This is a genomic window from Pedobacter sp. Bi126 (genome assembly GCF_918698245.1).
Classification (GTDB): Bacteria; Bacteroidota; Bacteroidia; order Sphingobacteriales; family Sphingobacteriaceae; genus Pedobacter.
This window is the reverse complement of the sequence record NZ_CAKKMS010000001.1, coordinates 976,230-996,904: the sequence shown is the minus strand read 5'-3', so window position 1 is coordinate 996,904 and position 20,675 is coordinate 976,230. Positions and strand designations below refer to the sequence as shown.

24 protein-coding genes are annotated in these 20,675 nt (G+C 36.9%); 4 read left to right on the top strand and 20 right to left on the bottom strand.

Features of this window, described 5'->3' with window-relative positions; all coding sequences use genetic code 11:
- Positions 1-54 precede the first annotated feature (54 nt).
- Together LQ201_RS03960 and LQ201_RS03955 are read left to right on the top strand one after the other, a co-directional pair.
- Positions 55-351, top strand: a complete 297-nt coding sequence (locus LQ201_RS03960) for a hypothetical protein (RefSeq protein WP_029277458.1) — start codon at positions 55-57, stop codon at positions 349-351.
- Between the two features lie 12 nt (positions 352-363).
- Positions 364-954, top strand: coding sequence for a porin family protein (locus LQ201_RS03955; protein ID WP_230145445.1), 591 nt, complete (start codon positions 364-366; stop codon positions 952-954).
- 160 nt (positions 955-1,114) lie between these two features.
- Here LQ201_RS03955 and LQ201_RS03950 read toward each other — a convergent pair whose 3' ends face one another.
- The 7 genes from LQ201_RS03950 to LQ201_RS03920 all read right to left on the bottom strand — a co-directional run bounded on the left by LQ201_RS03950 (position 1,115) and on the right by LQ201_RS03920 (position 5,329).
- On the bottom strand, positions 1,115-2,038 hold the full coding sequence (locus LQ201_RS03950) for a YihY/virulence factor BrkB family protein (RefSeq protein ID WP_230145444.1): 924 nt from the start codon (positions 2,036-2,038) through the stop codon (positions 1,115-1,117).
- Positions 2,039-2,113: 75 nt separating this feature from the next.
- Positions 2,114-2,512, bottom strand: coding sequence for an META domain-containing protein (locus LQ201_RS03945; protein WP_230145443.1), 399 nt, complete (start codon positions 2,510-2,512; stop codon positions 2,114-2,116).
- Positions 2,513-2,589: 77 nt separating this feature from the next.
- Positions 2,590-3,114: a GNAT family N-acetyltransferase gene (locus LQ201_RS03940; protein WP_230145442.1), complete on the bottom strand. Its 525-nt coding sequence runs from the start codon at positions 3,112-3,114 to the stop codon at positions 2,590-2,592.
- A 39-nt stretch (positions 3,115-3,153) separates the two neighbouring features.
- Positions 3,154-3,570, bottom strand: coding sequence for a DinB family protein (locus LQ201_RS03935; RefSeq protein WP_230145441.1), 417 nt, complete (start codon positions 3,568-3,570; stop codon positions 3,154-3,156).
- Positions 3,571-3,705: 135 nt separating this feature from the next.
- Complete coding sequence (locus tag LQ201_RS03930; protein ID WP_230145440.1) at positions 3,706-4,056, bottom strand: DHCW motif cupin fold protein; 351 nt, start codon at positions 4,054-4,056, stop codon at positions 3,706-3,708.
- A 53-nt stretch (positions 4,057-4,109) separates the two neighbouring features.
- A complete protein-coding gene (locus LQ201_RS03925) occupies positions 4,110-4,652 on the bottom strand; it encodes a DUF4199 domain-containing protein (protein WP_230145439.1) in 543 nt (180 codons plus the stop codon).
- 203 nt (positions 4,653-4,855) lie between these two features.
- Entirely contained in the window at positions 4,856-5,329 is a 474-nt protein-coding gene (locus tag LQ201_RS03920; protein ID WP_230145438.1) for a response regulator transcription factor, read from the bottom strand.
- Between the two features lie 260 nt (positions 5,330-5,589).
- On the opposite strand from LQ201_RS03920, the gene LQ201_RS03915 reads away from it, so the two are divergent.
- On the top strand, positions 5,590-6,378 hold the full coding sequence (locus LQ201_RS03915) for a hypothetical protein (protein WP_230145437.1): 789 nt from the start codon (positions 5,590-5,592) through the stop codon (positions 6,376-6,378).
- A gap of 289 nt (positions 6,379-6,667) precedes the next feature.
- On the opposite strand, the gene LQ201_RS03910 is transcribed toward LQ201_RS03915, so the two are convergent.
- The 6 genes from LQ201_RS03910 to LQ201_RS03885 all read right to left on the bottom strand — a co-directional run bounded on the left by LQ201_RS03910 (position 6,668) and on the right by LQ201_RS03885 (position 9,994).
- Positions 6,668-7,276, bottom strand: a complete 609-nt coding sequence (locus LQ201_RS03910; protein WP_230145436.1) for an alpha-ketoglutarate-dependent dioxygenase AlkB — start codon at positions 7,274-7,276, stop codon at positions 6,668-6,670.
- Positions 7,252-7,500, bottom strand: coding sequence for an Ada metal-binding domain-containing protein (locus tag LQ201_RS03905; protein ID WP_230145435.1), 249 nt, complete (start codon positions 7,498-7,500; stop codon positions 7,252-7,254). The genes LQ201_RS03910 and LQ201_RS03905 overlap by 25 nt, the downstream gene beginning before the upstream one ends.
- 6 nt (positions 7,501-7,506) lie before the next feature.
- Positions 7,507-8,346, bottom strand: a complete 840-nt coding sequence (locus LQ201_RS03900; protein ID WP_230145434.1) for a methylated-DNA--[protein]-cysteine S-methyltransferase — start codon at positions 8,344-8,346, stop codon at positions 7,507-7,509.
- A gap of 80 nt (positions 8,347-8,426) precedes the next feature.
- On the bottom strand, positions 8,427-8,975 hold the full coding sequence (locus LQ201_RS03895) for a MepB family protein (protein ID WP_230145433.1): 549 nt from the start codon (positions 8,973-8,975) through the stop codon (positions 8,427-8,429).
- Positions 8,976-9,055: 80 nt separating this feature from the next.
- Positions 9,056-9,394 carry a n-acetylglutamate synthase gene (locus LQ201_RS03890; RefSeq protein ID WP_230145432.1) on the bottom strand — a complete coding sequence of 113 codons (339 nt, stop codon included), beginning with the start codon at positions 9,392-9,394 and terminating at the stop codon, positions 9,056-9,058.
- Between the two features lie 234 nt (positions 9,395-9,628).
- Positions 9,629-9,994 (bottom strand): hypothetical protein, encoded by a 366-nt coding sequence (locus tag LQ201_RS03885; RefSeq protein WP_230145431.1) that lies wholly within the window; start codon positions 9,992-9,994, stop codon positions 9,629-9,631.
- Between the two features lie 240 nt (positions 9,995-10,234).
- On the opposite strand from LQ201_RS03885, the gene LQ201_RS03880 reads away from it, so the two are divergent.
- A complete protein-coding gene (locus tag LQ201_RS03880; protein WP_230145430.1) occupies positions 10,235-10,582 on the top strand; it encodes a single-stranded DNA-binding protein in 348 nt (115 codons plus the stop codon).
- Between the two features lie 55 nt (positions 10,583-10,637).
- On the opposite strand, the gene LQ201_RS03875 is transcribed toward LQ201_RS03880, so the two are convergent.
- The 7 genes from LQ201_RS03875 to LQ201_RS03845 all read right to left on the bottom strand — a co-directional run bounded on the left by LQ201_RS03875 (position 10,638) and on the right by LQ201_RS03845 (position 20,388).
- Positions 10,638-12,689, bottom strand: coding sequence for a TonB-dependent receptor (locus tag LQ201_RS03875; RefSeq protein ID WP_230145429.1), 2,052 nt, complete (start codon positions 12,687-12,689; stop codon positions 10,638-10,640).
- An 81-nt stretch (positions 12,690-12,770) separates the two neighbouring features.
- A complete protein-coding gene (locus tag LQ201_RS03870) occupies positions 12,771-14,090 on the bottom strand; it encodes a sorbosone dehydrogenase family protein (RefSeq protein ID WP_230145428.1) in 1,320 nt (439 codons plus the stop codon).
- Between the two features lie 732 nt (positions 14,091-14,822).
- The gene (locus tag LQ201_RS03865) at positions 14,823-15,176 is read right to left on the bottom strand and encodes a hypothetical protein (protein ID WP_230145427.1); all 354 of its coding nucleotides are present in this window, start codon (positions 15,174-15,176) and stop codon (positions 14,823-14,825) included.
- A 67-nt stretch (positions 15,177-15,243) separates the two neighbouring features.
- Positions 15,244-16,839: a hypothetical protein gene (locus LQ201_RS03860; protein WP_230145426.1), complete on the bottom strand. Its 1,596-nt coding sequence runs from the start codon at positions 16,837-16,839 to the stop codon at positions 15,244-15,246.
- 251 nt (positions 16,840-17,090) lie between these two features.
- Positions 17,091-17,657: a hypothetical protein gene (locus tag LQ201_RS03855; protein ID WP_230145425.1), complete on the bottom strand. Its 567-nt coding sequence runs from the start codon at positions 17,655-17,657 to the stop codon at positions 17,091-17,093.
- A 172-nt stretch (positions 17,658-17,829) separates the two neighbouring features.
- Complete coding sequence (locus LQ201_RS03850; protein ID WP_230145424.1) at positions 17,830-19,176, bottom strand: ankyrin repeat domain-containing protein; 1,347 nt, start codon at positions 19,174-19,176, stop codon at positions 17,830-17,832.
- 9 nt (positions 19,177-19,185) lie between these two features.
- A complete protein-coding gene (locus LQ201_RS03845) occupies positions 19,186-20,388 on the bottom strand; it encodes an ankyrin repeat domain-containing protein (RefSeq protein WP_230145423.1) in 1,203 nt (400 codons plus the stop codon).
- Positions 20,389-20,675 lie beyond the last annotated feature (287 nt).

Genomic DNA, 20,675 nt, shown 5'->3' with positions numbered 1-20,675 from the left:
ACAAAACCAGCGCTAAGGGGTTTATAAGGAATAGTTAACTAAAAATAAGAACCTATGAACACTTTAAAGAAGTTTGAATTAATGGAAAAGATTGTGCGTGAATTAGAAGACTTACAAAACTCTCAGCAGGCACTTATTCAGAAAATTGGTAAAATTGAAGTGGATAATATCGAATTAGGCGATAATCGCCTGGAAAAAGATTTACCAGATATTCATCAAAATTTAGCTGATAACTTAGATACTATCTCAGGAATTTTAGATTACTTTGCAGGTAAAACACAAAACTTTGGTGATAAAAACAATGTTGATGCTTTAAAAGAACAGGAAGCCATTAACAACGCCACCAGCTAAATTTAATCGCATATGAAATTTTTATCTTTAACCGTTGCCTTTTTGCTTGTTGGCTTATTTGCCAGCGCACAGGTATTGCCATCTTTCCAGCTGGGCATTAAAGCTGGAGCAAATTTTTCGAAATTTGATAGTGAAAACACTTTTAACAGTAACAACCGCGCAGGTTTTTACGGTGGCCTTTGGGCCAGGGTAGGTGCCGCAGGCGTTTACTTCCAGCCAGAGCTTTATGTGTCGGGCAAAAAAGCAGATTTGGTAAGTGAGTCAACGGGAGAAGTAAATAAAGTGCGTTTTACAAGTTTAGATGTGCCATTATTGGTAGGTACTAAGTTTGGTGCTGCCGGTATTGGCCTCCGTTTAAACACCGGACCAATGTTTTCGTTAATATTGGATGAAAATCAGAGTTTTGGTCAGGCTGCAGGAAGCGTTTTCAGAGCCGACTTTAAAAATCAGGCTTTGTCATGGCAGTTTGGAGCGGGTTTAGACCTTAAAAAATTAAGCTTCGATGCACGTTACGAACTTGGCTTATCAAAAATCAATAAAGCAGGTTATCCTGGTACGAAGTTAAACCTATTTACAGTTGGCTTAGGTTATCGGATTTTGTAATATAAATTATAATATCCTATTAGCCAGTTAGAATAGAACGATCGTCATCTCGACTGAAGCGTAGCGAAATGGAGAGATCTATAAAGATTTCTCGACTTGTGTTGCACTCCGCTCGAAATGACGATTTTTTTGTGCTGTGGTGTTCCTATCTGACAGTAATTTAATCCTCTTTTTCCGGTTCAACCTCTGTTAACTCATAAGCAAACGATCCGTTTTTTGGTACAATGGGTGTGGCCCGACCGACACTCAACGCTTTAATAAAAGATGCGCCAAAATAAAATATCAACGAAGAGTAGAATACGAAAAGCATAATTACGATAATCGAACCTGCTGATCCATAGATGTTGCTGATGTTACTCAATGGCAACAAAATCCTTAAAATATATTTTCCTGCTGTAAACAGGCATCCGGTTAACAGGCCTCCAGAAATTGCTGCCCGCCATGTAGGACGACCATTGGTTAAATACCTGAAAAGTATGGTAAACCAAGTGGTTACGATGATCACAAAAACCAATTGGTTGATTATGGAAGTCAAAATCAATTCCAAAGAAGGGGAGCCATTTTTTAGATAGGCACCAATATAAGCCTGCACACTATCGGCCAGCAAGCCTATAAAAAATAATATGCCGGCAAATAAGATAATCGTAACGGATATAGCCCTTGATTTAAGGGTATTAACAATCCCTTTTTTATCTTTTTGGCCTATATTCCAGATCTGCTCTAAAGAGTTTTTAATCACATTGAATAGGGTGGTCGCCACAAAAAGGAAAAATACAAAACTGAACAAAGTAACATACCAAGCCTGATTAATACCCCGGATATTTCTTAATGTAGTTCTGATCTGTAAAATACTCTCATTGTCGAGAATATTGGCCAGGCGTTCGAACAGATGTGTAGCCAATAAGCGCCTATCGGTAAACATACCAAATAGCCTGATGAGAATAATTAATATTGGGGGTAAGGCGAAATTGGTGAAAAAAGCAGTAGCACCGGCCAGGCGTAAGGGATCGTTCTGCTGAAATAAATTAAATGCTTTTCTTATGGTTGAGAAAAAAAACTTCAGATCTTCTGTTATCGATGGCATCACTCCTGCGTTAAACTCAAAAGGCCGAAAATAGTAAAAATACTTTATTCAGCCTTTTTTATGCATGTAAAGATTCTAGTTTGTTTTGGTGAAAACCAGTAAGGTTTTATCGCCATCCAACAGATGTAGCTTATTATCAGTTATTTTAGCACCATTAACCTGATTAAGGGCATGTAAGTAAGCGCGTTCAGCTGCATCAGTTTCCTGACAGAACATTTTTGTGCCAAAAACATTTTTAACGGTTATTTTATTATCAGCAATTTCTCCCTGGCCGCCATAATTGTTACAAAACGATTTTCCGCTGATTTTAAGGCTGTCGGCAAAGTTTAGCGTTGCTTTTGCTGTTGTAGGTAAAGTTAAACCTGGCAGCGCTGTTAACTCCCACTTGGTATTGGTAAAGCTCGCTGGATCTAATTTTTCTTTACAAGAACTCAATAATAAGAGCAGCATTCCACAGAAGATTAGTTGTTTCATAATGTAAGGTTTAAATCATTTTCCTTTTTAGCATCAAAAACTAAACCATAAAAAGACAAAATTGCTTTTTGAAACCGCTAAATTGGTTTTTCAATCTTCATCCAGTGGTGTTTTATGCCACGGTAATCGAAAATAGAGATTCGTTTTAGGCCCACTTTTTCCAGAACATGGATAGATCCCAGGTTATCGATATTTGCTATGCCAATAATTTCATGCAGATTTAGTTCATTAAAACCATAGTCTCGTGCCGCCACTGCAGTTTCTGTAGCGTAGCCCTTTCCCCAGAACCGTTTACCGAACCGATATCCTAGATCGTAATAATTGATGTGGTTATTGGTAGATTCTTTAATTAGTTTTAAGCCCGACCAACCTACAAAATTACCTGTTGCTTTTTCGATAACAGCCCATCTGCCAATACCGTTTTCGATATATTGTTTTCTAATGAATTGGATATCTGCTTCACTTTGTTCGATTGATTTTACAGGATTATTACCCAGGTAAAGGTGCACTTCAGGATCACCATCCATTTCAAACATGCCCTCAGCATCTGTAAGTAGCAATTCGCGTAAAATTAAACGTTCGGTTTCGGCAAAAATCTTCATTTATAATCTTTTGTTCAAAATTATGATAATTTCTGAACCTTATCTAAAGCTGTCTTCGTAAACGGGCCCGTACATACTTGGTACCTTATTCCCTGTTGATCGCAGGTATACAATCATTTCGCCACGGTGGTGATAAATATGGTTCATTAAAAAGCCCCGTATTACCTGGATCCTTGGCATGGGCTGGAGAACCGTTTTACCTCCAGCGGTCATTTTCCAGTCTTCGAACATGCTTTCGTTGGTGGCCGATTCGATACTTTCTTTAGCCCTGTTAAAGGCCCGTTCAAATTTGCCTATAATGTTTTCGATATCGCTGATATCTACCTCATCATGTTTATAGGTATCCATGTTAAATTCATTACCATGAAAAGTTCCTGGATACCAATCATAGATTTCAGCAATGTGCGATGCCAATTGGGCCGTAGTCCAGGAGTGTGCTGAGGGTATAAAATCCAAAGCACTGTTTGGAATTGCGTTTAAAGTTTGCGGGTGTTTTCTGCTTCATGAAGAAATTCACCCAAAAGTGATTTAACCAGCATCAGTTTATTTTTTATAATAACTACGAAATAGGGTGGTACTTAATAAATCACCTTAAGTGTCTTTTGGTTTTAAAAAACTGCCATCAATGATTAAAAGTTTCACGCTTTCCTGTGATACTGACCGGTGTGAACTTAAATCGTCAGAAACCACATACGTCATCCCCGCGCTAAGCGCGAATGTTGCCCCATCCTCCATTTCACTTTCAAAGCTACCTGCCAAACAATGTACAATATGGCCTTTCTGGCACCAATGATCGGCAAGGTAGCCCGCAGAGTAGGTTACAATCCTGATCCTTAAGCCATCCAGGTTTAAGGTTTGCCATGTTGCTGTGCCTGTTTCGCCAGGGTATTCTACTTTTTCTATCTGGCTCCAATCTATATTGGTAAAGGGTATCGTATACATAGCTGTTTTTTATGGCTTAAAATTAATAAAAGGAGATCAGATTAACAGGTATGTTAAGCGGTTTTTACTCCTAATGGAGTGCCTTGTTTTCGTTTCAGAATGAGTGCTGCTACCAATGAGATTAATATTCCCACAGGCAGTATTTCCATATAGGTAAATAGAACTACCATGACTGGGTTTTTGTACATTTCCTGACTGGAAGCCAGTTCTTTTGTCTTAGTTGCCAGCTCAGCTGCCGATGCACCATCTGCTTTGGCTTCTCTAAGTGCCTGGGCAACATATTTATCCATAAAATCGGGCATAAATACGTAATAATCAATCAACCAGACCATAACATATATGGTAGAAGCTACCAAACTGATCAATGCCCCGATTTTAAATGCTTTACCGAAAGTGATTAACCCATCGTTGTATTTATCGCGGTAGTTTTTGATGCCGACAAAAATAAAGGAAAAAGCCAATACCATTGAGGCATAACCAATAAGCATGCTGTGCTCAAGGTTCGGGTCGCTATAACATCTCGCCATAGAGAGCACCATTAAAGTTGATACAATTAAGCCGGCGATTAATCCAAATACAATTACGTTCTTTTTCATCAGTATATAGTTTTTTTAAATTGTGATGAAGCTATCATGAGCAATATTCATCTCTGTCTGTGATCGTTTGCTCATGATGGTTTCATCAGTTTCTAATTTTAAGAGATTTACACCACAAAATTGCTTCGATTATTTATTTTAACCCTCATACTTTAGGGTGATTTTTCAGATTGGTTGCTTTTTAATATCAATGTGTCAGTGCACTAAGGGATAATACAGCGTCTTTTGGCTGTTTCTATGGCCTGTGTTCTGCGTTTAACTTCCAGTTTCTCGAAAAGCCTGGCGTTGTGTGTTTTTATGGTGTTTAAAGAAACAAATAACTTTAACGCAATTTCCTGGTTGCTTAAACCTGCAGACATGAGTTCCAAAACCTCCAGCTCTCTTTTGCTGATGTTGAGTTTCGTCAATTCTTTTTCGTTGAGGATAAATGTTTCAGGCCTTTCCGTAAAAACTTCTTTTTCGATCAGTATGGTTTTGGGCCTGGTTAATTTAAGCGCAAGCCAAATGCCTAAAGCTGTAAAAATAACAGCTATCGAACCAGCATAAATTTCGAAGGCATGGTTGATGATCATGAAACGAAGTTCAAGCCACTTTAGCAAAAACAGTAGTGCAGCCAGGAAAACCCCATATAAGATTACGCTTTTATTTTTAGCGAGAAAATTCGGTGTGTTTGCCATTGGTTGTCTGTTAATCAAAAATAACGAATTTAGTCTGAAGTAGCCAAATTCTGCCATCTAACTACAGAAGGTAAGGCGTTTGAATCTGAAGGAGAAGCAGAGGGCAGGGGCTGTTGCGTTTATAATTAATAGATTGTTGAATACCAGCACAAAACACAATCTGTTGCACTTTTTAAGCAGATGCGGTAATTTTCTGGTGACTTTGATAAAATAAGCGCAATAAAGATTATAAATTAGCAAAAAAATAAATAACAATACCTATGAAAATTACGCTTTATGCACTCTTACTTTCCGTTGTTTTATTTGGCTGCGGTAAATCTGAAAAAGCCTACAAGGCAAGACCTTTTGCTGCCAGTGACGATTTTAATGTTTTCCCAAAATCGAAGAAAAATGTATTTACTATCGTAAAAACAGATTCTGGTGCTGTGGCAGCAGCCGATCGCTTTGCCATTCAATATAAAGATACCACTATTATTGTTGATGATGCCCCGAATGCCGCTGCGCAGAAATTTGTCGTTGCATCATTCATCAACACACAAAAAACAGCTCTATTAGTACAGGTTGCCAATGAAACAGGTAAAATGGCTCCTTTTTATATCATTTCTGTTAATGATGGAAAAACCGAAGTGGTTAGCTTGAATAAACCATCAAAAGGTGCTGAAGATAAAAAATATACAAACGGTTTAGAAGAATTAACACGTAGTAATATTTTGGTGAATAACGACTTTTTTATCACAACTATAAATTCAAGGGTTTATCCTATTAAGAGACAAAATCCTGATGAACGTATCCAGGGGAAATTTTTTATGTACTCTAGCGATAAAACCACACTAGCTTTTTTAACCGCCAATTCTTTGTACCAGGTAAATACGGCAACGGGCGAAACTTTTAACCTGCCATTGCCAGCAGCATTAATAAATGAACCTGAAACCCTTGTTGGAAATATTCAAAGAGATTATACCTGGGTAGCGAATGCAAATGGAACATCTTTCTTAAAGAAAAATGCTGATGATGACCGCATTGTAGATATAAAGGAATTTAAAAACTAAGATTTTTTGAAGGTTAATTGGCTGGGATTATATCATGCTTTAACTCAATTAGAATTGTTGTCAGTCTGAGCCTGTCGAAGACCTTTTATTGGTAGGAAACAAAAATGGCCCTTCGATAGGTTGCCATTTACTGACTCCAAAAGAACGGTCGTCATCTCGACTGTAGCGCAGCGAAATGGAGAGATCTTTGTACCAAGTTATTGATCGAACTTAAAAGATTTCTCCACTACGGTCGAAATGACGATACTTCGAGACCAATCACCCGGCTTAAAATCCTTTGTCATTTAAACTAAACCACCATCGTTCTAAAGGTGAGGTTTATCCTCGGCTTACTTACTTTTTTGGTTGGTGGAAGGCGGTGCAGCCAATTGGTTTGTGTTTCATCTTTCATCACCAATAAACTTCCATTTTCTAAAAATAAGGTTACCGTTTCTTTTGTTTTTTTATGTTTGAAAAGAAATCTTCGTTCTGCACCGAAACTTAATGATGCAATGGCAGAATCTTTAGCTAAGGCCTTCTCGTCGTCGCTATGATAAGCCATGCCTTCATCACCATTGTGGTATAAATTAAGTAAACAAGAGTTAAATGCGGTACCTGTTTGCTCCTCTGATATTTTTTTTAGCTCCAGTAATTCCTTTGTCCATGGTAAGGCCATTTTCGATTTATTGGAGTAGGTATAAGAATAGGCTTCATCTCCATACCAGGCTACTTTTCTTTTGGTGATGATGTGTTTACCCATAATAGAAGCTTCATCATTCTTCCATTCAATAGTATTCATCAGTATATCAAAATAATGATCGGCTTTCGGTATCGGGAATAATTTGCCATAATAATTTACTGTTCCGCCGTATGGGAGCAGATTTTGGTTAACATCTATTGTGGTGTTGAATAAATCCATTGTTTATATGCTGTTTTTAAGCAATGTCCGCAAGGGCGGTAACCATGTTGAAGCGCTTCATCTACAGAACGGAAAAATACACGGTTTTCTTTCTTCATCCGCTTTCCCGATCTGCATTTAAGTAATCCGTAAATCTTCAACCTGGAATTTCCGCCGAGGCAAATATCTTTGTTTTTGAAATTTTTTTTGAGTTCTTCCGTCGAAATATCTGCATGTTTGATCATACAGGGTTAAGCATTAGTTTTTGCGGCCTCCCAGCCAATCATGGCTGTTTTTCTATTCACTCCCCAATGGTAACCGCCCAAAGCACCGCTTGTTTGTATTACCCGATGACAAGGAATGAGAAAGGCTACCGGATTATCTCCAATCGCAGTACCTACCGCTCTGGATGCATTAGGATTTTGTAATTGTTTGGCAATGTTACCATAAGTGGCCAATTTACCCATAGGAATTTTTAACAAAGCTTCCCAAACTTTTAACTGGAAATCAGTGCCTTTTAAATGCAGTTTAATCTGGTGCAATTTGCTCCAATCGTGACTGAAAATAAATAATGCATTTTGTTGCTCTTTATCCAATATTTGTTGATATTGAGCTGCAGGGAACTGGCGTTGCAAATTCGCCAAAGCAATGTTTTCGTCGTCATAAAAAGCGATATGGCAGATTCCTTTTGAGGTGCTGGCTACAATGATATTACCGAACGGACTTTCTGCAAAACTATAATTGATGTGGAGGTTTTCGCCGCCGTTTTTATATTCTCCAGGTGTCATCCCTTCAATGTTTACAAAAAGATCGTGCAGTCTGCTGGTTCCCGATAAGCCGGTTTCTAATGCGGTATCGAATAAACTTTGGTTTTCTTTCAGCATTTCTTTAGCATAACCAATGCTGATGTATTGCAAAAAACGCTTAGGGGTAGTACCCGCCCATTCGCTAAATAATCTTTGGAAATGAAAAGGGCTTAAATTTACTTTCTCTGCAATTTCTTCTAAACCAGGCTGTGTTTTAAAATTTGCCTTGATATAGCTTATGGCTTCGGCTATCCGGTTGAAATTGATTTCTTCTTGTGCTTTCATGGTCTTGAATAATTTATATCCAAAAGTAGTTTGGAAAGAAACGGTAAACTACCCGAAACTTGCTAAGTTTAACCGGGATTTTAAAATCCTGTTTGTTTAATTCCATTGCCGATTAATTTCTTCGCCCTTGCAAGATCGATATTTTCATTAACATCAATCTGAAGAAAATAAGGCACTTGCCACTGCTGGGTTTTCTCTGCCTGTTTATTTGTTACTGTATCCCAGGGCGGATAAACCCTAATTCCTCTTTTACCTTCTATTCCATTTTTGGTAATAATTTTATGTTGTACCAATATGGCTTTTGGAAAAATGAACTGGCCACATAGGTCGGTATTATTAGCAGATATTATTAATAGGTCAAATTCATCCTGATCATTAAATGGAGTAGTAATTCCTGCTTCATTCCGCTTCCATATGGTTACAAATTGACCAATCTTGGTTGGGGTAATTTTAGAAAGGCGGTGCTTGATTTTTAGACCGTTTAATTCAAAAGTACAGGCTGCATATTCCCGACTTTCATCTTCTATTTGCAGGTTATTTATTTGATAATCAAGCGGGCTGTAGACTAAATTGAATGCGGTTCGTAATATAAACGGTATTCGATTAATTGGACTTTCTTTTGGAGGCATATTAGCTAATAAAACTGGAGATGAAAGAAATTGGATTTGTGTTTAATTTACTGCAACGGTTTAGCTTTAACCAATAAGCCTTATTGCTCTTCGATAATTGATTGTCCTTTTGATTTATCTCCTGATGTCCACTGCCAGGTTTCATGGAGTCTGATTTTGCCATTTGCTAATCGTTCTGGCTTTGAATAGCAGATCCCGGTCATGAGTTCACCTTGATTATTTACCTGGTGATAGCGCATTTCAATATTGCTGTTTTCATCAACTAAGCCAATCAAATGACCAAAAATAATTTTTCCACCTGTATATTCTGCAGTAAGGATATTTCCTGTTTGTTTATATCTAAAAATGGTTTCGTTTGACGTTTCACCATTTTCCGTATTGCTTGTGGGTTTAAAAAGCTTGTTGTTATAGTTTATCATAAGTTGATAAAACTAACTATCTCCTCCTGAATAAAAAAATCATACGATTAGCCTGCTTAAATTTTAGGGGTTTAAATCCAGTGATAAGTTAATTGTATAATGGTTATTAATTTCCCGCAGATCACACAGGTTGACGCTAAGTAAATTACAGATCAGCGCTTTCTGCGAAATTTGCGGGAGATTATATGCGTCTTTTATGCTGGAAATAACATTAGCAAACCACAGCATTTTGAACTAGGCCAACCAAAGCTTTTCTTCCCTTTTTACCAGCAGGTAGCTGTCATCACCTAAAATTAAATAACCATATTCATAGCAGAAAATGTATGTGTTGCTGTTCTGGGTTTCATAACTATAAGTATGGTATTCAAAATTAAAGCCTGCCGAAATTAGCTTTTTACCGGTAACCTTGGTTTTACCATTTGGATTAAGCGCAGCAAGGATAGCACGATTCTTTCTGAGTATGCTATTTATCCTTTTAATCACTAGATTATCCTCAATCTTTAAACGATTGTTGTAATTGTTGCGACAAGAATCATCGCAGTATTTTTTATCGGCCCTTCCTCTAATCAGGGTTCCGCAGTCTAAACATAAACGTTCCATAATAATTTCTTTTTTTATTATGGGATGATGACCTAATTTATAAAATAAAATGGTGGAATAAAAAAAATATAAAACAGCCTCTTGAAGCTTTAAATGCATTTTTTCCGTGTATAAACGTTTATAAACGACTATAAATGTTTCCAATCCGACTAATTTTTGATGCAGTTCACAATTTTGTCCTGTCGGTTATCGAGGTGATGACTGTTCGTTAAACATTTAGAAACTTAAAATTTAAAGATCATGGAAAGTGCAATTAACAAAGTAGTATTGAGCGGATTTGCAGGAGCAGATGCAGAGATTAAAACTTTTGGAAGTCAAAAATTAGCAAAGGTTAACCTGGCCATAAACGAAACCTATAGAAATTCAGGGGGTGAAGAGGTAAAAAGAGTGCAATGGTTTAATTTAACTTTCTGGAATGCAAAAGCCGAGCTTGCCGAAACTCAGGTTAAAAAGGGTACAGGCTTAACTGTAGAAGGCAGGTTACAAACAAATATTTATGATGGTACAGATGGTAAAAAACGCTATGCAATAGAAATAGTAGTTAGTGATGTGATCATCAGGGAAAGAGAAAAGCAAGAAGCCTTTTAGCTTATAGCATACTCGCATCATATAGATGTTCAATTTATATGATGCGATTTAAAGATCACAATGTAATAGAAAGACCAGTATAAAAATTAATTCCTGGGGCTGGGTTAAAATACCTCCCATTTGCGGCGTTTAAATCATTGCCCAGGCTGTAATTAACATCAAGTAGGTTGTTTACACCCGCAAATAAATCAAGGCGGGTTCTGCTTAGCCTTAGGTTTTTTATTCCGGCTTTTACTTCAAGCAGATGATACCTTTTAGAAAAGGTTGTATTGGCATCATTTAGCGGAATGGCTGAGGTGTAGTTGTGTTGCGCAAAGAAGTAAAGTTCTTTCTTAAAGTTAAATTCGAGACTATTAACCCATATATTTTTTGGAACACCGGTAAGTTGGTTACCCGCATAATTGCTAGTGCCGCTTACAAAATCTTCAAATTTAAATCGGCTCCAGGTATAATTGCTTCTTAGTTGTAATCCTGTTAACCATGAAGTATTGTTTTTGATGATCCATAAGGCTGTTTCGAGCTCAATTCCTTCTTGTTTTGTTCCGCCTGCATTTATGAAATATTCAGCGTCGTTTTGATTTAGCCTTCTTACAATAGCATTTTTTAATTCATAATGGAATATATTTCCGTTAGCGTAAAAACGGTTATTCCCTGTTTTATACCTCAAACCCAGTTCATAATTCCAGCCAGACTCTGCTTGCAGATCATTATTGATATTATTATCAGACGATCTCACTTCTGCTATCGTAGGCGTTGAATAACCTTTACTTACAGAAGCCCTGACAGAGATGTCATTTGCGATTAAGTAAGATAAGGCGGCCTTTGGCATAAATTGGGTATTAAACTTGCGCTCTTTTGTTGCAATTGTTACAGGGAAGTAGCTTTCATAGTTGTAGCTAAAAAAGTTTAAACTGGATGCAAGTTCGATCAGAAATTTATTGTTGATGTCGAAGTTTAATCTGAAGTAAGCAAAATCCTGACCGGCTTTTAAGCGGTCTGAAGCTTGCATTGAGGTAGCTTCCCCACTATTGTTATTAAAGTTTTTGATCTGACTTTTGGTAGCAGAACTTTCTAATCCTATTTGAGCATTAAATTTAATGTCTTCTTTCGCCTGAGCGTATTCTAAAAATGTTCTTAGTCCAAGCGTACTTTCGTAGCGCTGTTCGTAATTAGTTATAAACGGGTTCTTGAAGTCGGTATACGAGGTAAACAAAGCCATAACATGCTTTAGGTATTTATTGATCTGGTACGAATTGGATATTCCCCCGAAAATGGTTTTATTGTAAATGGCAGCTTGCTGTGAAATGGCGCCAGGTAGTGTTGGTGTTGCCGGACGGGCCAGTTTAGGGTTTTGATCTAATTGTGCAGCCGTTAATCCACCTGGTGTTTCGTAGTTTAAATCGCTGTAAAAAACAAAAGCTTTTAAACTGCCAGCGTTGCTATAATTCCATTGCTGCAGCGTTTGAAAATATTTTCTACCCATTGCACTGTTTTGTCGATACCCGTCGCTTCTCTGATACCCTTCGCTAAAGCTGAAACTATACTTTTTATATTGCTGTTTGATTGATGCCGTTTGATGCAAAAGACCATAAGAACCTCCAATTGCCGAAATATTAATTTCATTGTGGTTTATGCTAGGAGGATTAATCAAAATAGCACCACCTGTGTTTGCACCAAAAATACTGGCTTCAGGTCCCTTATAAATCTCCATCATACCTACCGCAGAAACATCTAAGGCATTTAGGTAGGTATTTCCACCTGCATCAGTTAAGGGGAAATCATCAATGTAAATTTTAATATTTCGAATGCCGAAAGGAGATCGGAGTAAACTGCCACGAAGCGATAAACGATAGCTACCCGGCGAACGTTCTTCCATCCTTACGCCAGGAACAGTATTTAAAGTGCTCACTAAAGAACTGCTCTGTTGATTTCCGATTAAATTGCTATCAATCAAAGTTACGGCTGATACCGACCTTAATAATGAATGCGAATTGTAATAGCCTTTAACGGTAACTTCTTCGAGTTTTTTGGTCGAATCGGGCTTTATCGTTTGCGCTAAACCGGTAAAGGAAAATAAAGTCAAGAGTAAAGTAAGGTTCGGTTTCAATAGATCGATAATTGATGGTTTAACCACAGATTGGCAGATAAATTTAGTGCATATTCTGCTAACCTGTGGCTATTTTGTAAATTATTTAGCAGCAACCCTCCAAATTATGCCACTAACATCATCGGCAACCAGTAATGCTCCATCGGGTGTTAAAGTAACACCAACAGGCCTGCCATAAACCTCGGCCTTATCAGCATCAGCCACAAAACCAGTTAAAAAATCCTCTGGTTTGCCTGCTGGCTTTCCATCTTTAAAGGGCACAAATGCAACTTTATATCCGGAAATAGCAGAGCGGTTCCACGACCCATGCTGGCCTATAAATGCACCTCCCTGATATTTTTGAGGGAATTTTGTGCCTTTGTAAAAAGCTAAGCCTAAAGAGGCGGTATGTGCACCTACGGCAACATCAGGCACAATTGCTTTTTTAACCAGCTCCGGATTTTTACCTTTTAAACGGGGATCTTCATTCTGACCAAAATAAGAATACGGCCATCCATAAAAGCCACCGGGTTTAACGCTGGTAATAAAATCGGGAACAAGATCATCCCCCAATCCATCGCGTTCATTTACAGCCGTCCAAAGCACGTTTGTAGTTGGCGCCCAATCTACTCCAACGGGGTTACGCAAACCACTAGCATAAATTTTCTCATCTGTTCCATCTGGATTGATTTCCAGTATATTAGCTCTTCTTACTTCGTTTTTCATTCCGTTTTCACCAACATTACTGCCCGATCCCACGGTGATATAAATTTTGCTTTTATCCGCATTGGCAATTAAATTTCTCGTCCAATGATTGTTATATCCACCAGCCGGGAGACTCAGGATTTTTTTGCCAGTAGCGTTTATTTTCGTGTCGCCGGTTTTATAAGGAAATTGCCACAAGCCATCGGTATTGGCTACATAAAATGAATTGCCAATAATCAGCATTCCATAAGGCTGATTGAGCCCGTTCAAAAAAGTGGTAACAGTTTCAGGCTTGCCATCTTTATTTTCATCGCGGTATATTAAAATCGTGTTGGCACTTTTACCAGGCACTTCAGATTTAGCTTTGCCGGTTACTGTATTGGCAACCGCTTCTGCAGTGCTTCTTTCCGAATTAGAAAGCGCTACCAGTACATCCCCGTTTGGCGCAATATAAGTATTGCGCGGGCTTTTAATGTTTGAAGCAAATCTGGTTACCACAAAACCCTCCGGGGCAATGGGCGTTTTACCTTCAGGCCAATCGATAACCTTGCTGAATTTACTTTTGGCTGCATTGGTATCGGGTGCAGGTAAATCTACGGTTCCGCTTTTGGAGGTAAGTGTTGTATCTTCCCCTTGCTTTTGCGAACCTGAATCAGACTGACATCCGAAAAGAATAAGGGATGAAAGTATTGCTGTGCAGAAAATCTTATTTTTCATGTTAACCCGTTTTGATAAAGGAAATTAGTTCAGAAAAATATAACATCAAAACTGACAGATGGTTTGCCCTGTGCACAAAAGATCATGATAAAACAATAAAAGGAAAGTACCCTGGAGTACCTTCCTGGAGAGCGCATATTATTTTCCCTGGTTCAATGCTATGTTAACAGGAAAGTACTTTTATTATATAATCTTTTAAAATTGAGATATTGATTGAGCAACAAAAATCTGATCACCGAAAAGATGATCCGTTTTTAGAATTATGGGAGTGGAGCAAAGGAATTCGAGCATAAATTTCCAGTTGTTAATTTGAAAACAATTAATTAAAACTAAATTACAGTATTACACCTAATTTTTTAGTTAAATTTTGTTAAATCGTTTCTAACTCGAAGCAAGATTGTTTTGGCCTGTATTTAGTATTGATTTAGCTACATAAAGTCTCAGCTTCAATTTTACACGCGTCAGCCAACATCTAATGCAAGGCGCTTGTAAGCAATTTGGCTTCATTTATTTGCTATGGTTGATTTCATCGTCCAATTGTTCTGTGTCTCCAAACTGCAATTACGTTGGTATTTGCATGATGTTCGTCTGGGTTATTTTCTAAAAGTCTTTTCTTTATTTCATACGCTTTTTTAAAGTCGTAAATAAGCCCTTTGTCGTTTAGGTCTGCTGGCAGAAACGTTTCGTCAAAACCACCACAATTTGTTAAAGCACTAATGTTAAAGTCTTGGTCTAACAAATCATAGCCAAAAATTCATAATTGTCAATTTTTATGTCTTTACAGTCTATGTCTGGCTCTAGGACAACGGTCAATAAATTGAATTTGTCTTTGTATTTTATTCTTTTAAAAACGAATTCAGATGTCGTGAAAAAATTTGTTTGATATTGCTCAATAGTCTGAATATAATTCCAATCGTCTGCATTTTCATAGTCCGGTTCAACCAATATTTCATTTAGCATTCCATCAAGAGAAACAAGTTCTGTTAAATGCGTCAATTTAGACCATTCAATATACTTGACCCAAGACATTCCGTCCTCGTTATATGTCTTGTCGTATGTTCCCCGAGCTGTATATAAAAATGTCATTTGTTTTTTCTGGTGTGTCGTATTTTAAGCTGACCTTTGTTAGATGCAGTTTCTATGCATTAAATCGTTAAACTATTTTAATATTTTCGATATCTATTTTAAAAAGTCTATTAAACTCCTGTTTAATTCTCGGAATTGCATCTTCATTTCGTTCATTAAGTAACCACTTATAGTCAAATTTGAAATTTCCTTCTTCACTAATCCATTTAAGAATGAGCTCGTAAAACATTGTATGTTGATAAAACTTGTTAAATGTTGCTAGAAGATTTTTTTCTTCAATTCCATCGAATATTACTGGTTTTACCTCTCCATCTTCAGCATCAATAAACAATGCTCTATGTTTATCAAAAAGATGTTTGATAGAAGCATCTTTGGCTCGAGACATATGATGCCCTATCCAGCAAAAAACCTCGGGTTGTTCAAATTTATCTAATTGAAATCTTAAATATTTGGCAAAAAACAAACGGAATGGCATGTTTATTTCCTCGTATATATGCTTCTCTTCTTCTTTTAATAAACTTTTAACACTTTCTTCATTTGCCCATGTTTTGAACATTTCTAATGTTTGATACGAACATTTGCAACCTAATCTTTTGTTAAGTAGTTTACTTAAGTCGATATAGCTTTGTTTATCAAGGTGCTTACATCTTTCCAAATAATAGCCTTTCTGTCCAGAAATTATTTCACATATCTTAATAAATCTTAGTCCTGGGTTATTTTTATTGATAAAATTTTCATAATCATAAATGTCTAGAGGAAATCCATTATTAGGATTTATTGATATATCACATACTAGAAGAAATAAGCCTATCAACGCATCATCAACGAAAAATGGTCTGTCTTCTTTGATAATCTGCAAATATAAATCAAAGGCTTCAAGGTAAATTCCGTGAAGCATCCCTTGATCTATGAAGTCTTTAAAAATGATTTTATTCTCAGCAAATGCATTTTTGAGATATAATATTTGATTAAAGATAGCTTGACCTTCAAAAATTGCTTTTATTCCAAGCGGGGATACACGGTAGTTAGAATCTGGATAAAATCCTTCTATTTTTTTACTCTCTAGTTCTTGGAATTTTCCTATCCAATCATTAAATTTTGGAATAAAGTTAAAATCTTTATCTAAGGTTTCTGAAATTGTGAACATTGAATTTGACCACATTATCTTAAAGCAATGGCCTATCGATAAGAAAAGTCGCTTATCCTTAACTATATCTTTAATATTCTTATTGTCTAAGCAGAAAAGCTTCGCATAATCTAAATCATAGAAATTATTTACTATAATATTTAGTTCTTCAATATCACAAAATCCCTTTTCATTAAAATAATTTTCTTCAAATTTCACTAAAGATTTATACGCTAAGTCTTTCGAAATTAAAGTTTTTAGATGTTCAAAAGAACTTGCTGCAAATGAAGGATACGATGTGTTAAGTATAAAGCCAAAATGTGAGCCTATGTGCTGCCACCAGTGAATTGTTTCATGTAAAAAAGTAGAAAATGCTTGAAGTTTTTCTGGGGTTATTTCATCCTGATCCAGATGATGTCTAACATCTTTATGTAACCTTATAACAAATTGTAATGTGCTGTAACTACCCCTAATAGAAGAATTAAAGTTCAAGTTTTCATATTCGCTTGTTGTAATTAATTCGTTATTAAATTCCATAGGATTAATTTTATATCTGATTATTTTTAAATATAAGATGATATCTTACAAATTTTTTTAGCATATGTAATAACCGTTCTTAAAAGCCCTGCAATAAAAAAGGGATAGAACTTTATTTTAGTTACAGCATCCTTTTCTTTCTGAGTTTGCAATGTCTTAAATTGTCGTTAACTAGTCAGGATAGAAATTTTCTTGTAAGCAATGTTCATTGTTATTTTTGGGCGGTATTGGGGAATTTTACTTATCGTAAATTATTTAACCAGATTTTCCTGTAATTTTTTCTCGATGTCTTTTGCGTTTAATATCAGCGCAGAGAATTGCGGGTCTGATTTTACCAGTAAAAATTTTCCGTTGGGAAGGATAATTGCCGAGGTGCCACAAGAAGTAGCCTCTTTAAATAATAATTTTCTAAGAAAACCCGAATCGGTTTCTATTTCTAGTCCTTTCGATTTAATCGGACTGAAACTTTTTCCATCCTCACGATATTGGTAAATGGCAACTTTTGGCCTGGCCTCGGCTTTTTCAAGAATGTTTTTTTGAAAGGCCCATCTTACATTGTTCAGGAATTCTGCGTTCTGATAGCTAAGGTCTTTCCAACAATCGTCTTTATTGAAATCATATTTGATGATAATGGTGTCTTTTATGGCAAGCCTTTGGTTTTCTTTTAAGAAAAGATGCAGGGAATCTACTTGCGACTCGGTTAATGTTCCTGCTTGATAGCGTTTGGTTTCATCCAGATATAGTTTTGGCGAACAGGCATATGTAAAGATGGAAAGAAAGAGAAATAATTGAAGTTTAACTTTAGGATTACTTTTCATTTGTGTGAGCGTTAATGTCGAATATTCCGATCAAATTTAGATTTTCTGACCAGGAAAGTTCTTAAAAATAAATTTATAACTAAAATTTTATTAGACAATGTTTTTGAATAGAAATTTCGTCATTGCGAGGAGGTTTTCAGCCGACGAAGCAATGACGAACATGGCAGCTAACTTAACCTTTTAAAATCTTAGCTTTTTCCGCATTAAATTCTTCCTGCGATAAAATTCCCGCATCGAGTAACTCTTTTAAATCTAATAATGCCTGTTTTTTCGCTGCCATATCGTTTTTTGGAACTTCAGCAGTATTTTCTGATGATATTGTACTTGTTCCTTGCACATTTGGATTAGCTGGAAGGCCATATTTCAAAAAGAGTTCCGTAATTTCATTAAAACCCTTAATATTCGAATAATCTATTGCTTTCTGTTCTTTTACATTTACAATGGTAGGGTCGGCTGATTTTTCCAGTAAAAATTTTACGGCATCTTTTTTACCATTCGCAGCCGCGTAATGTAAAGCCGTGTTCCCGCTTTCATCCTGAATATTAATGTTTGCACCTTTTTCTATTAATAGCTTTAACATACTTACATGGCCGCTTTTGGCTGCTACATGTAGCATGCTCTCGCCTCCGTAGTTGTAATTGTTGTCGAAAGAGAAGCTGGCCGATATCGAAATGTTATTGGCAGTTTCTACCCATTCTAAGTACGAATACATCGAATCGTCATTACCCGAAAGCGGTTTTGCATAGTTTACATCTATACCGTTGGTTAAAAATAAATCAACGATTTCTTTCTGATTATTGGCGCAGGCATACCAGATGGGAGAGAGGCCATCTTTTGGTGAAACGAATACATCTGCACCCTTTTCTACCAATGTTTTGGTCAACATCCTGTTGCCATCATAACAGGCAAGTAGCAATGCTGATTCCCCTGCATGGTTAACATGGTTAATGTTGGCGCCTTTATCAATCAGCAGCTCAACCATTGGTGTGTTTTTAGATTTAACCGCAAAAATTAAAGGTGAATCGCCATGTTTATTGGTGGTGTTGATATTGGCTCCAAATCCCAATAATTTTTGAACAATTTCTTTGTTCCGCCAACTTGCAGCAATAAGCAAAGGCGTTTCTGCCTCATTATTTTCGCCATCAACTTCAAGACCTTGATTGAGGAGTTTTTCTAACACTTCAATCTGCCCGCTTTGTGCAGTTAGGTGTAATAAGCTGTTGCCTTTAAAATCCTTAATGTCAACTCTTGCACCTTTATCTAAAAGAAATAGTGCAGTTTGTTTCTGTTTTTGTAAACAGGCAAAGTAAAACGGTGTTTCTCCAGCATGATCTTCGTAATCTAAAGCTGCCCCACGATCTATTAAAATCTGTATAAGGTCTAAATATCCACGGTGAGCGGCATAATGAAGGGCTGTTCTGCCTTTTTCATCTGTATAATCTACCTCTACCTCTTGTTTGGCCAATAAAAGTTCGGCTATTTTGCGCTTGCCGCTTTCGCAGGCAATAATAAATGACATCGACATATGTTAAGATTGTTTCATGAGCAGTTCTACAGTTTTTATTTTCAGGTTATCATCAGATGCAAGCATCAGCGCGGTCTGGTCCTGATCGTTGGTGATAGCAATATCTGCACCGTTTTCGAGCAGGAGCTTTACTTTTCTATAGGTTTCTTTCGCTTTTTCTGCTTCGTAATTTACATTGTAGGCACAAACTTTATGCAGCAGGGTATTCCCTTTATTATCGGCCCTGCTTACATCTACCTGTCCGGTTTCTAAAACAGCCTGTAAAATATCAGCCTGTTTTTCGGCTATAATATCCAATGGAGTAGTATCTGCACCGTACCAGGTACTGGCCTGATATAAATCAGCGCCATCTTCAATCAGTTTTTTAAGGAATTTGATGCCACTTTCACTGTTCGACATCATTCGCACATATTCAAATAATAGTGTTTCGCCGTTTTTATTAACCTGATCGAAAGCTGGCGTGGCAAAATTACGCATTGTATCGTATATGTTTTCGCTCTGTGAATGTGCCACGGCATAAAAGAAAGCTGAATTTCCATCGCGGTCGGTATGATTAGGATCTGCGCCATTTTCGAGCAGATGGGCAATTAAATTTTTCTTGTTAAACTTTATTGCAGTAATTAATGGGGTTTCCTGCACCACATTGCCTTCATTAATATCAACACCTTCGCTAAGCAGAATATCGATATATCCTTTAAGCAGATCGGTAGTCTGTTCATCATTTAGGTTATACCTTCGGAAACTGCTTTTCACCACCTGATGGATGTAGTTTTCTTCTGCATTGTTTTTAAAATTTGCACTGCAACCTGCGTCGATACAGGCATTGATCAGGGGTAAACTCATCCCATTTTCGAAGAAATAACTTAATAGTGTTTTAGTGCTAACCTCGTCATTTAAGTTATCGAAATGAGTAATAAATTCATTGAAAAATGCAATATCTTCATCGTCATTACCAAGGTTGCGGACAATAGCCTGAAAAATGCTTTTGTCAAAACTGTCGAATTCATAAATGTCGGTTTCGATGGTTTTGTCCTTTAGCATCATATTCAGGATTTCGTACTGTTTCTCTCTCACCAGATGATCAAAAATAGATGATTTATGATGTTCCTGAATGTTTTTAGAAAGTTTTTCGCCGTTATGCATCATGCTTTTAGCCTCGTCGAATTTGCGGGCATTTAACTGTTGATCTAAGGTAGGTTCGGTCATTTTCAATTAAAATTTTAAAATAGATAGGTATTTGGTTTTGACGCTACAAAAGTTTAGCCAAAGAAATGCTTCACAAAAAAATACTGGGGTGTTGCACTAAAGACAGATAAAACTATATCTTATTATGATATGGTCGTTTTATTTTTTTGGAAAGCAATTACAGTATTCCATCGGTTAATTTCTTCCTGCTCTACCTTCCCGATGAAAAATCGGGACCGTTCGATCAGGTTTAGTTTGGTCGTTTTTCTGCTACTATGCCGGTTTTCCGTACTACAGGCCTAAGTTTC